Annotated in this window: 13 protein-coding genes; 5 read left to right on the forward strand and 8 right to left on the reverse strand. The window is 43.4% G+C overall.

Annotation, left to right across the window (positions count from 1 at the left end; all coding sequences use genetic code 11):
• Position 1: 1 nt before the first annotated feature.
• The 6 genes from J2755_RS04180 to J2755_RS04205 all read right to left on the reverse strand — a co-directional run bounded on the left by J2755_RS04180 (position 2) and on the right by J2755_RS04205 (position 5346).
• Positions 2 to 775 carry a CBS domain-containing protein gene (locus J2755_RS04180; protein ID WP_209680293.1) on the reverse strand — a complete coding sequence of 258 codons (774 nt, stop codon included), beginning with the start codon at positions 773 to 775 and terminating at the stop codon, positions 2 to 4.
• Between the two features lie 20 nt (positions 776 to 795).
• Positions 796 to 1638: a CBS domain-containing protein gene (locus J2755_RS04185; RefSeq protein WP_209680303.1), complete on the reverse strand. Its 843-nt coding sequence runs from the start codon at positions 1636 to 1638 to the stop codon at positions 796 to 798.
• Positions 1639 to 1660: 22 nt separating this feature from the next.
• Positions 1661 to 2611, reverse strand: a complete 951-nt coding sequence (locus J2755_RS04190) for a CBS domain-containing protein (RefSeq protein ID WP_209680313.1) — start codon at positions 2609 to 2611, stop codon at positions 1661 to 1663.
• 123 nt (positions 2612 to 2734) lie between these two features.
• Complete coding sequence (locus tag J2755_RS04195; protein WP_245312693.1) at positions 2735 to 3550, reverse strand: CBS domain-containing protein; 816 nt, start codon at positions 3548 to 3550, stop codon at positions 2735 to 2737.
• An 18-nt stretch (positions 3551 to 3568) separates the two neighbouring features.
• Complete coding sequence (locus J2755_RS04200) at positions 3569 to 4168, reverse strand: CBS domain-containing protein (protein WP_209680322.1); 600 nt, start codon at positions 4166 to 4168, stop codon at positions 3569 to 3571.
• A 50-nt stretch (positions 4169 to 4218) separates the two neighbouring features.
• Positions 4219 to 5346, reverse strand: coding sequence for an OB-fold nucleic acid binding domain-containing protein (locus tag J2755_RS04205; RefSeq protein ID WP_209680329.1), 1128 nt, complete (start codon positions 5344 to 5346; stop codon positions 4219 to 4221).
• Positions 5347 to 5508: 162 nt separating this feature from the next.
• Between J2755_RS04205 and J2755_RS04210 the strand changes: the two genes are divergently transcribed.
• From J2755_RS04210 to J2755_RS04220, 3 genes are all read left to right on the forward strand, one after another.
• Complete coding sequence (locus J2755_RS04210) at positions 5509 to 6135, forward strand: RNA 2'-phosphotransferase (RefSeq protein WP_209680330.1); 627 nt, start codon at positions 5509 to 5511, stop codon at positions 6133 to 6135.
• Between the two features lie 545 nt (positions 6136 to 6680).
• Entirely contained in the window at positions 6681 to 8000 is a 1320-nt protein-coding gene (dnaG, locus tag J2755_RS04215) for a DNA primase DnaG (protein ID WP_209680331.1), read from the forward strand.
• Positions 8001 to 8049: 49 nt separating this feature from the next.
• Positions 8050 to 8526 carry a hypothetical protein gene (locus tag J2755_RS04220; RefSeq protein ID WP_209680332.1) on the forward strand — a complete coding sequence of 159 codons (477 nt, stop codon included), beginning with the start codon at positions 8050 to 8052 and terminating at the stop codon, positions 8524 to 8526.
• Between the two features lie 183 nt (positions 8527 to 8709).
• Here J2755_RS04220 and J2755_RS04225 read toward each other — a convergent pair whose 3' ends face one another.
• Positions 8710 to 9777, reverse strand: coding sequence for a formate--phosphoribosylaminoimidazolecarboxamide ligase (locus J2755_RS04225; RefSeq protein WP_209680333.1), 1068 nt, complete (start codon positions 9775 to 9777; stop codon positions 8710 to 8712).
• A gap of 134 nt (positions 9778 to 9911) precedes the next feature.
• Here J2755_RS04225 and J2755_RS04230 point away from each other — a divergent pair, with 134 nt between their 5' ends.
• Complete coding sequence (locus J2755_RS04230) at positions 9912 to 10697, forward strand: ArsR/SmtB family transcription factor (RefSeq protein ID WP_245312695.1); 786 nt, start codon at positions 9912 to 9914, stop codon at positions 10695 to 10697.
• Positions 10698 to 10703: 6 nt separating this feature from the next.
• The gene (truA, locus tag J2755_RS04235; RefSeq protein WP_209680335.1) at positions 10704 to 11522 is read left to right on the forward strand and encodes a tRNA pseudouridine(38-40) synthase TruA; all 819 of its coding nucleotides are present in this window, start codon (positions 10704 to 10706) and stop codon (positions 11520 to 11522) included.
• 4 nt (positions 11523 to 11526) lie between these two features.
• On the opposite strand, the gene J2755_RS04240 is transcribed toward truA, so the two are convergent.
• Complete coding sequence (locus J2755_RS04240) at positions 11527 to 12561, reverse strand: TRM11 family SAM-dependent methyltransferase (RefSeq protein WP_209680337.1); 1035 nt, start codon at positions 12559 to 12561, stop codon at positions 11527 to 11529.
• Position 12562 lies beyond the last annotated feature (1 nt).

Below are 12562 nucleotides of genomic sequence, written 5' to 3' on the forward strand. Positions count from 1 at the left end.
ATCATGCCAGTGTTTTCAGGAGACTCCTCCTTGTAATGAATCCAACCATTTCATCTTCAAGATTCATCACCGGAACGCCTCCGTAGTTGCTTTCCAGCATGAGTTTGGCTACTTCGGAAACAGGAGTATTTGTCTTCACGGACTGGACACCTGTTTTCATAATGTCCTCGACTATCAGATTCTTAATTCTGGAATCCTGCTGGTTTCCGGAAACAATTTCCCTGAAAGCCTTCATAGCCTTTGCAATATCCTTTTCGGTAACCATTCCCATGAGTCTTCCATTTTCAACTACAGGGAACCTTCCCATATCATTCTCGAGGATAATGTGCCTCACATGGCTTACCCTGTCGGCTGGAGAAACGACGGTAGGCTCCTTATGCATGATTTCTCCTGCATAGCCATTAAATTCCATGTTCTCCATGATTTGCTGGGGGGTCACCCATCCAAGTATGTTCTCATTGTCTGTGACAATTACAACCCCGCCATTCTTTGCCATCAGCGTAATGACGTCGTCTACTTCTGTATCAGGGAGCACCTTGGTAAAGTTTTCCGAAACTGCGGTAGCCACATGCAATGAAGATGCCGGTTTAGTTCCCTTCTTGCGGGTCCCAAGTTCTTTGGTAAGGTTTCTCATGGTCAGGATTCCAAGAAGCTTGCTATCATGAGTTACCAGAAGTCTTCGGGTACTGTTTTTTTCCATCAGATCCAATGCGTGGGAAAGTGTGTCCGCTTTATCGACCTTAACAGGCTGTACCATTATATCTTGTACTTGCATTTCAAATCCCTCTCTGGAAATTATTTTGCTTCACGTATTACATCGTGTCTGCTTAGCATACCTACAATCTTTCCTTCGTTCTCAACAGGCACACCGGTGAGATTCTCTTCAACCATCAGTTTTGCTGCCTCAGCAAGTGTATTTTCATACTGTACAATTCCATCAAGTTCCACCATGATATCCTCTGCAACAAGTGGAACATCCTTTACATACCTGTATGTCTTTTCACCTCCAGCTGTAGGCCTGCGTGCCATCTTGATACTCTTTCCGGGCAATTTACCTTCGGAATCCTTAAACATGCTAAGGGCAAGGTCCCTTGTGGAGATCATTCCCACAATGTTTCCAGCATCGTTTTCTACGAGAACTTTGCTGACTTCATTTGCTTCGATTTCGTCTATTACGTGGTTGATCGTGTGGTGGCGGTGTACAATTACAGGTTCACCTTCAAGAACTTCGCTGATTTTTATTCCACCAGGCTGATCTCCTATGTATCTCAGTATATCCCCTATAGTTACAATTCCAAGAAGATCACCATCCACTACAGGCAGGTTGTTGAAGTTGTTTTCAAGAAGCAGCTCTACGGCCTGTTCAATTGAAGCATCCGGGTAAATGGTTACCAGTGGGTCTTCAGTCATGACCAGACGAATTGGAACCTTGTCTATTGGGCGTCTTCTCCACATTGGCTCTGTCTGGGCCAGCCTGTTTCCAATATCGCTTTTAGTTACAATTCCCACCATTTTTTCTTCTTCTGCAACGATGAGAGTACTGATTTTATGCCTCAGCATAAGGTTTCTGGCATGCGATACAGGCTCTTCAGGTCCAATAGCGTATACTGGAGAGCTCATTATGTCGGCAATTTTCAAAATAATTCCTCCATATCAAAGTTTAGGTGTGCTTTGCTAGGGCAATAAGGATATCCCTTTCGGTTATTATCCCTTTCAGTTCCCCGTTTTCAATAACAGGTAGTGAACCAATTCCCTTTTCATTCATAATTTCTGCTGCTTTCCCGAGATCAGTTTCGGGATCAGTCCAGACAACATCCCTGGCAATCAGCGAACTTACAGGCTCGTCAAAAGCTTCATGCACATTTCCTGTTACCAGCTTTTCAAACGCTTCACCCTCCCCGATATACTTCATGATATCAAAGGCGGTGATTATCCCGACAAGAATTCCGTCCTTGACTACAGGAAGACGCTTGAAATGTCCTTTCACCATTATTTTTGCTGCGTTCCAAAGGCTTGTGCTGTAATCTGCTGTTTCAACTCCTTCTTTCATGTACTGCCTGACTTTAATATCTGTTTTGAGACCGCTCATGAATCCAAGGAAATCTCTTTCCGTGCAAATTGCCACAACCTGGCCATTCCGGTCAACTATTGGAATGCTTCCAACGTTGTTTTTTGTCATCAATTCAAAAGCACGACCGATATCTGAAGTTACAGGAAGGGAATGAACTTCATGTTGCATTATTCCCCTGATTTCAGCGTTTATTGAAGCAAGCAGATTCCCTTTAAACTTTTTCTCCACAAAAAGGCTTTTGTCGCCTCCTCCAAAGAGATCAATTACATCAAATGATGAAATGATTCCTTCGAGGCGATTTGTTCCGGCATCTGTAATAGGCATATGACGGAATTTTCCCTTTGTCATAGTTTTCAGGGCATCAATGATGGGAGTAGTGGGTTGAGCTGTTACAACGTCTCTTGTTGCAATGGACATAATATCTCCCTCGTGTTGCGAAATGCGATCATGGAACTGCACAGGTCCTTGATCCAGCACACTCTCAGAAGTAAAGGCACGAGGGTCTTTTCTTGGCCTTTCCTTTATGGAAACATCTTTCATGGTTTTACCTCCATCTTTATTTTCTCAATAGTTGTTTGTTTGTCTGTCCTTTGCATTACAAATCGGCATCAAAAACTGATGTCTGCATTAGGTCAATTTTATTCCTATAGGCAAAAAAGCCGATCAGGAATTGTCTATACATGCGCGTAACAGGTCGTTGCGATCTACAACCCCAACAGGTTTGGAACCATCGACCACTGTGACTCTTCCAACATCATTATGCAGGATAATATCCCTGCACTCATCAAGGGATGCATGCGGATCCACGGTATATGCAGGCGTTGACATAATACGCTCCACAGGAGGCATATCCTTTGGATTACTCTTGTGACTGTCGCTAAGCACTACCCTCACAAAACCAGCTTTTATGACGTCTCTTCTGGTTACCATTCCAAGTAATTCGTTCTTTTTGGAAATCACTGGTATACCGGTATAATCATTGTTGAGCATATTGGCCCATACTTTTGAAATACTGTCTTCAGGATTACAGGTCATCAGGTCCGTACTCATTATGCTTGATGCAGTAACATTCCCCCTTTTCGGGAAGTTTAAATTTCGAAGCAAATCAGAGACACTCACAACCCCTTCAAGTTCTCTTTCATTCTCAGATTTGACGACAGGACATCTTTCCATCCTTGCCTCAAGCATCATTTTTGCAGCTGCGACTATATCGCAGTCAGGACAAATGAGTGGACACTCCCTTATAAATCCACCAATAATCACATCGGATCGCGTTGAAGTGATGTTCAATATGTCCTGATCCGTAACCATTCCTTTAACCCTGCCATCATGATCCACCACAGGGAAACCCCTCAGAAAGTGGTCTCTCATTATCTGGCGTGTATTTGTTACAGTATTGTCTTCCTGAACGTAGACAGCGTCTCCCGTCATAATGTCTTTTATCTGCGTATTAATCTCCCCCTTTGTTTGCAGATGCAATTTATTGGTTTTCAGCCCTCAATCGAAATATCCTTCATCATCCATGCAGTCTTCACAAAGCATAAGTCCACCGGTTTCGGTTAAAATATCTACATAGGCACCACAACGCTGGCATATTCCTCTTCCCGTTTCCTTTCCCTCAGGTAAACTGGTTTCTTCGTTCATCTCTATTAGATTCTCAAGAATAGTATTCAGAACAGGTGAGATGGCGAGAATATCCCTATCCGTAATAATACCTACTATATCGCCCCCTTTGGCAACTGCAAGTCTTCTGATATTCGATTTGACCATGATCTTGGATGCATCGATCACACTTGAGGAAGGTTCTGCCGATATTATCGGAGAGGACATTATATCTCCGGCTTTTACAGCGCTCGGAGTCGCATCCTTTGTAGTTACCTTTCCGACGATATCACGTTCAGTTATTATCCCTACGGCTTCCCCATCTTTTGTTAATATGATGCTTCCAACACCGTTTTCCATCATTGCATTAGCAACTTCAAGTACTGTACTGGAAACGTCTAGCTCGATAACGCATTGGTTCATTATTTCGTTAATAGGAACCTCGCTTTCGATGCCCTGAAAAGATGAGTTTTTGTCGTGCAGGACCAACGGCATCACACTCCATAGATCACTATCTTCTCAATAGCATATATATCTGATCGTAGTTACAGGAAAACAACCCTGCTCCGCCTTCCTGTATTCAATTCAACTTCATCATTGAATCCGGTTTTGGCATAAGCATCAATTACTTCCATTTCTGTATCAATGTCAACATTTTCTGCCATTTCTGCCATATCGTCCCACAGGGTTACACGGATACGGCCAGTGTCATCCGAAAGGTAGACATTTGAGACCATTCCGACACCACCATCTTTTCTGGAAAATTCCCGAACTTCTCCTATACCGGAGATAAAACCGCGAACAGAATAGCTTTCTCCGGGAATTATGTCAGAGATAGGAGTATATTGTTCCTTGTACAGGACTTCCGAATCTGCTTTCCTGATTACACCGTGGTTTCCAATCTGGATTTCAACCTCATCGTTGAAGTTATTCACGCGTGCATAACCATTGATAATTTCTATGGAAACACCTTCATGAAGGCTCCTGTCAAGTTCTGCCTTTTCGTCCCAGAGGGTGACCCTGATTTTTCCGGAATCGTCTCCCACCAGGATGTTACGGACTTTTCCTTCTCCGCCGGTTCTCTTATTGAATGTTCTTATGTCCAAAACCTGTAAAATAACAGCATTGAGGTTAATATCGGAGTCATTTTCTTTTATGTCAGCTATCTTCATGGAAGGTAATTCAATCTGGATCTCTTCATCGACTTCTTCTATCCCACCATATCTTCCAACGTTTATTTCCAGACCTGAATAACCTTCTTTAACATAGCCACTGACCCTGTATGATTTTCCTGCCTGTATAGATCCGGTTGTCATCTGATCTGCCAGTTCATCCCAGAGGGTCACACGAATGGAGCCGCTGCTATCTGCAACTATGAGGTTTCCAACTCTTCCGGTTGTACCATCATTTCTTGAAAATTCACGTGTATCGAATAGGGAAACAACCTTTCCAATGATGTAAACATTGGAACTGTTTTCATTAATGTCGGCTATTTTCATAGGTTCCTGAGAGGCATCTGTCACTCCCAGATCGCTTGCAACAAGTAGGGCAATGGTTTTCTTATCACACAGTGGTCCCATTTTGTCCATTTTCTCATTCACTTTCCTCAGAAATTCTTCTTCAGAAACCACGCTTGCTAATTTCTCATAAATAGGGGCAATTTCGCTATCCATTAAAACACCTGAAAGTTGAAGATCATTGTCTTTGACTGGCTTTTTAGGGGAGGAGTTTTGCGGAGAAGGAGATAAAGTTAACGAGGGATTGAAGGTATTTGAAGATTGAGAGGTCAAAGTTTTCCGATAAGGTAATTAAGTATAAGCACTCTCAATGTTAGCATGATTCGCAGGTGTCAGGAGCATGGTTATTTCCGGGGAGAAAACTGCCCGGAATGTGGTGAAAAGGGTCGTTATTTGTTGGATGACGAAAGGGAACAACGTCTTGGACGTTTTGTTTCCGGAGCTCTGCGCCATTTCCCTGATGATCTGGGACTCCAGATGGATTTGCAGGGATGGGTTGATCTTGACAGGTTCTGTGCCGTCATGAAGAAACGATATCCCTGGACAAGTGAAGATCGTCTGGTTGGACTTGTGGAGTCGGATACCAAGAAGCGGTATGAGATTGAAGACAGGTACATAAGAGCACGCTATGGGCATTCTGTTGATGTCGATCTGGATCATCCAGTATGTGATTCAGAGTTCTTGTATTATGGTGTCAGCCAGGAAGAAGTTGAAATGCTGCTGGATCAGGGAATTTCCCCGATAAGGCAAACATATGTTCACCTAAGCACTTCCAGGCAGAGAGCAAATGAAGCTGCTTCTGTTCATACGGACAATCCAATAGTTTTAAAGATAAATGCTCTTGAAGCTTCAGAAGAAGGCATTGAATTCATCTGTGCTAACGAAGATATCGCACTTACGGAGTATGTACCTTCAGAGTTTATCTCCATTGAAGACGACGATTAAATCCAGAAAAATGCTGCTCTTCCACCATATTTCTGGTGGAGATGCATAGCTAATTATCTTTTGGAAGAACCATAAAGTTCTTAAACCCAAAGGGTAATTAGGTAATGGTCATAATAATGATCATTTCACATATCATCATGATTCCATTGGGTGCTGAATGATCCAATGGGTTAAAAACCAACATAAATAATTTGAATCATCATCGTTGGTTATCAGAAGGTAACCAATATTCACAAAGAAGCACAATTTCGGGTTTCATTGCCTCATAGAAGGTATAATTTCAACTTACAATCTTAATTTATATGTGCTGTAACTGAACAATACCGTAGTGCAAATAGACTACTCAATAAAAATTGGTTGATATCAAGTTTATTTGCATGCTTCTATGGCTCCTGTAATCAGGGGAGATTTGCCAGCTATCTCTTGGAGGGGAGATGCTGCGATCAAATGCAGGGGTATGGAAAACCGTCTGAATTTTTTTGCTTCTTTCTACCTCTGGTTTTGATTCTTTTATTTTGTCCGGTTAAGCAAAAGGAGAAATTATCATGCAAAGCAGTGATACAACAAAATATATCATCCATTCCAAAGTTAATGCCGACGGGGTCATTGAACGTCCCGATATTGTCGGTGCAATTTTCGGTCAGACAGAAGGTCTTCTGGGCTCTGATCTCGATCTCAGGGATTTGCAAAAAACAGGCCGTATAGGCCGTATTGAAGTAATAGTCAACACAAAAGGCGGGAAGACAAGGGGAAATATCCACATACCTTCAAGCCTTGACCGTATCGAGACATCTATTCTGGCAGCATCCCTTGAAACCATAGACAGGGTGGGTCCCTGCACTGCAAAGATTGAGGTAAGCCAGATTGAGGACGTACGTGCGACTAAGAGGAAGCATATCATTGACAGGGCAAAATACATTCTCACTGACATGTTTGATGAAAATCTTCCAGAATCCCAGGAGATTGCGGAGGAAGTCAGGCAGTCTGTCCGTATTGAAGAAATGCAGTATTATGGGAAAAACAAAATCCCATGCGGTCCTAATGTATTGGATTCTGATGCAATTGTTGTCGTGGAAGGTCGTGCCGATGTCCTGAACCTCCTCAGGTACGGCATTAAGAATACTATCTGTGTTGGCGGAACTAACGTTCCCCCTGAAGTGGCAGAACTCACGAAGAAGAAAACAGTTACTGCATTTACCGATGGTGACAGGGGAGGAAAACTCATTATCAAGGAACTCCTGCAGGTTGCCGATATTGATTATGTTGCCCGTGCACCCGATGGAAAGAGCGTTGAAGATCTTGTCCAGCGTGAAATTGTAAGGTCACTCAGGCAGAAAGTTCCTGTTGAGCAGGCAATTGACGCTTACTCCATTGAAGGCGAATCATCAGGCAAGACACCTGCAACAGCCAAAAAAGGCAGACTGCCACGTGTTGCAAAACGCAAGGAAAGGGTTGTTAAACCGGATGTCTCAAGAACGGCTTCAAAAACAAAAGATCTTGCTGAACCCAAGGAAAGGAAGGAATCACGTCACAGGCCGGAGAGAAGACAGTCTCCTGCAAGGAGATCTTATCCACCGGAGGCCAGTCGTTTCAAGAAACACTCGGAAGATCTCACTGGAACCCTCGGCGCCAGACTTCTGGATAACGAGGATAAAGTAATAAGCGAGACACCTGTGAGGGATCTTGTCAACGCTCTAAAGGAGTCTGAGGAAAACATCAAAAGTGTCGTATTTGACGGTGTAATAACCCAGAGAATACTTGATATCGCCTCAAGCAGGGGAATAGAAAACCTTGTTGGAGTGAAAAGGGGCAATATCACAAAGAATCCAACTTCTGTAAAAGTCTATACCGCACAAGGGGCATAAAGTCCCCTTGTCTTTTTCCTATTGATATTGTTTCTCTGGAGTAATTTCGATGAAGAAATTCCTTCTTTTTTCTATTTTTGTTCTTTCCGTACTGATTTCAGGTTGTTCGGATATAACGGATACAGTTGAGGAAGTAAACCAGAGCATCTCGCAAACCAAAGAAGATCTGGAGTTTCTTTCATGGATGACAGATTCCATGCAAATAATCAGGAACGATTACACAAATGTCAGTGACTCATTGTCCTCCAGGGATTCTGAAAAGCTTTCGGAAGCTGCTATTAAGCTGAGGCAGGATAGCATGGAAGCTAACCTTGTGAGGGTTACGTACAACCTTTCTCCATCTATCCAGAACGTTTCGGATAGGTATGGTACTTTTCTGGATAATTCCTACGAATTGGGAACAACTCTGGAAGAAAATGCACCTCATCTGGAGATCCTTGATATGAATTCTACCGCTGAAGAGGTAGATGAAGGTCTTACGGCATGGAATGAAGTTTATTCTCTTCTTATGAACGAAAACAAATAAGAACTGAAATATTACTTTTAGTAATAATCAGTAGAACCAAAAATATATATAGAATCCAGCCTATGAAGGGTCCTGTTGAGGAATACGATATTAGTACCCCCCAAATCCCCATTGTGATTTAAGTACTGATCCTCCAAACTCATCCCCTCATCAGTATTCCTCAACACTTTTTTTGTAATGTTTTCAGGATACTATTTCTTCAAGTTTGTTGAGTTTGGCTGCCATTTTGATTTCTTGCGCAATACGGCGACCTGTTGAGAGATTCTCCTCGATCATATCGGAATAAGGAGAGCCGTTTGTGTAAATGTTTGTGCCTGCTACAATGCGGGCGGAGATCTCGAATACCTTGATTTCCAGCTGATCCGTAAATACTGTTTCAAGGCAGAAAGGACCAATCATTCCACCAAATCTGGAGAGTGATTCCTCAACTACCATTTCACCAAGCGCGAAAATCTTGGGTAACAGTGATTCCCTTGCAACGAGCGGGACATTTCCGGTAACAACATATGTTGGATAAACACCTGCTTCTTCAAGCTCCCTTGGGGAACCCAGACGGAAAATTTCGTCTGCATTGGATTCTACCCTTCTGTCCATGCTGAGCATTTCAAGAGTACCTTTGCTCAGCTTGTACCCTTCGGTTTTAAGCGGGGAATAGAAGTAGTGAAGGTAATAGCGGGTTCCTACGATGAATTCCTGGATAGTGTACTTCTGGCTTTTGTCAATGTTGGCAAGGAATTCGTCATAGTTCTTTGCGACAAAGAATCCTCTTCCACCCTTGGCACCATGATATTTCACCATGACAGGGCCGTTGATATCTTCGGGTTCGACAAGGCGCGGCATGTGAATACCTGCACTTTCAAGCCATTCTCTTTCCTTATCCCGATCTGATTCCCAGTCCAGAACCGCACGGTTTCCAAAGGTAGGCACGCCGAAGTCAAGAAACTTGTTAGCTCCCATATATTCTACAAAGGAACCGTGGGGAATAATGATTGCATTTTTTTCCTGAAGCAGGGGGGCAATATCCATAATTTCTTCATAGCTGTCAACAACGATGAACTCATCAGGTTTTGCTTTTGGGAAAGCGTCATAGAATCGCGGGGGTTTTCCTATGCAGATTCCGATGGTTTTGAAACCTTCTTTGCGTGCTCCATCGAAAATCTGGAGGCTGGAATGTGAACAGACTGTTGCAATAGAAAGTTCATCGGTGTTATACGAATTAAGAATATCAGCTATTTCCCGCTTTGTAATCATAATAATGCCTCAAAAGTTACAACACATTGTATGAGGTGCTATTTAAGTTTACGGATGACAGGAGAAACAGGAAAACTTCGAATCAATTCGTACATTACGGTATGTTTATTAGGTTTCTTGGGACTATTTCCTTTATGGAACAGGATATGACTGGAGACAATACGGAAAAATTACTGATTCTTCCCCTGAGCGAAGAGTCCCGCCAGGTTACCCAGACCCTTTCCAATGAGAAGGCATTGAAAATTCTGGAACTGCTGGCTCAGGAACCCATGTCAGCAACTTCAATTGCAGATTCTCTTGACCTGCCACTGACAACTGTCAAATACAATCTGGACAGCCTGATTGAGGCTGATCTGATTCAGGTAAAAGATACCCGATGGAGCCGCAAAGGCAGGGAAATTAAGATCTATGAGCCTGTCCAGAAAATGATTGTCGTAATGCCCGGTACCAAACGTCCGGATAAATCCAGTGTCCTCGATATGCTGAAGAAATACCTGGCTCTTGGTGCAGGTGCAATTTTCGCAGCAGCAGGAATTGAATCATTAAACGGTTTTTCCAGGCAACCTCTTATGGGGGCTTCGGAAATGCGTGTAATGGATGAATCTCTTCCCGAAATGGCTTTTATGGCAAATGAAAGCGAAATGGGTGCAGCTGCTGATGTGGCAGCTGAAGAAGAATTTAACATTACCATGGTTTCTCCTGCAATGGAAGAGGAAGTTCTTGAAGAAGCCATGATCCCTCAGAGTGATGCCGCTTCAATGTCAATGGCTGATTCTGTTGCTGATGGTGGCACACAATTCATTCCGGATCTCCTTTCCCACGTAAGTGTCTGGTTTTTGATAGGATGCCTGTCTGTACTGACAATTTTGGCAGTGTGGGAAATATATAAGAGGAAAAAGCGTATAGATGGGCAGAAGTGAATATTCATGAGAGTTGCTCTCAAAATTGCCTATATCGGTTCCGCATATCACGGGCTCCAGATCCAGCCGAATGTACCTACCATAGAAGGAAAGCTTTTTGAAGCCCTTAAGGAACTTGAAGTTATTGACAATCCGGCCTCCGCGAATTTTGTCAGCTCAGGCCGCACTGATTCGGGGGTCAATGCCATGGGTCAGGTAGTAGCATTTGATACGGATAAGCCGAATCTCGCTATTCCCAGGGTAATTAATTCAAAGCTCCCAAATGATATCTGGGCGTGGGCACATGCGGAAGTCCCGGATGATTTCCATCCCCGTCGTTATGCAAGACGCAGGACATATCGTTATATTGTCCCGGTAGATGACCACGATATTTCCCTGATCAGGTCTGCTTCGCGCATTTTATTGGGGACACACGATTTTGCTAATTTTTGTGTAAATGAAGAAGGAAGAAGCACCATCAGGACAATTGAGAAAATCGATGTCAGACTTACTGGTAATCTCCTGAAAATAGATGTTGAAGCCAACAGTTTTCTCTGGAAGATGGTTCGCAAGATTGTTACCTCCCTGATGCTTGTTGGAAGTGGTGAGCGGGACACAGAATGGCTGGAACAAATGATTCAACCTGAAATTTTCGAGGAAGGGCTTGAGCCTTCAGCTCCTTATGGCCTGATTCTTCTGGATGTAAATTATGGTAAATCAGTTGATTGGATAACTGATGGTTATGCTGTCAAACGCTCCGGTGAAAAGGTTCAGGAATATCTTAAATATCACATGGTAATGGCGGAATTGATGGAGCAATTTCTCCCGAGAGAGCCACAGGAATGACCTTTCACTTCTGAAGTACGACAATATTTCGTGTAAGGCTTCTGTGAACCCTTTGCTGATATTCCGAAAGAACAGTAAAACCAGCTTCCCGTGCAATTTCAGCAGCGGGAATTTCGGAAACAATGACAGCTTTTTTGCCTTTTTTGAGCACTCTGAACATTTCCCTGAATGATTCACGGTACAATTTTTCCAGGGATTCTGCTTTTATCATCGCTGAGCGCCCGTAAGGCGGATCTGTGACGATTGCATCAAATGAATTATCGGTAAATGGAAGACGGGAAGCATCACCCTGTACCAGCGCGAAATCGGAACTGAACCATTCAAGGTTGAGTTTTGCTCCCTGAATTATATTGTAGCGCACTTCAACACCAACCACTTCAACTCCCAGCAATCCGGCTTCTGTAAGCACACCGGCAGTTCCGCAGAAAGGGTCGAGTAATTTCATGCCTGCCTGGACACCGGTCAGGTTTACAATAGCCCTTCCTGTGATGGGCATCAGGACGCCTGGATAAAAGAACGGTTTTTTGTGGGGAGCGCGGTCATGGAAGGCTTTCCTGTCAACTGAAGCGATTATTGAACCGAATATGGCCTTCTCACTCATCACTATCCTGAAAGTAACATCCGCATTCTTGAGATCTGCCCGGAAACCTTTTGCGAAAATGGCTCCTCCAATGCGGCCTTCCAGTTGTGCGCAATTGATGTCGGTATTATGTTTTACTCTCCTTGCACGAACCACAAAGGTCTGTCCGGGATTAATATGAGTTGAAATATCACTGTCTCCGGCTGCTTTGCGTATGGAGCCGGGATCGTTTTCAGTTATTGCAATCACTTTCAGGATATGGTGGCACATCGCAATCCTGCTGGCAACTGTTTTGAGAGCGTTTTCTATTTGGGATTCATCACCGGCAATATCAACCACAATACAATGATCAAATAAAATGTGGTTTTCCGGATGTATACCTTCGGTTTCCAGACAGGCAAATACTTCGGCCGCAGCGATCTCTTCATGATCGCCTGAGAGTTCAAAAGCGTAAAGCATA

This window comes from Methanohalophilus levihalophilus (assembly GCF_017874375.1).
Lineage (GTDB): Archaea > Halobacteriota > Methanosarcinia > Methanosarcinales > Methanosarcinaceae > Methanohalophilus > Methanohalophilus levihalophilus.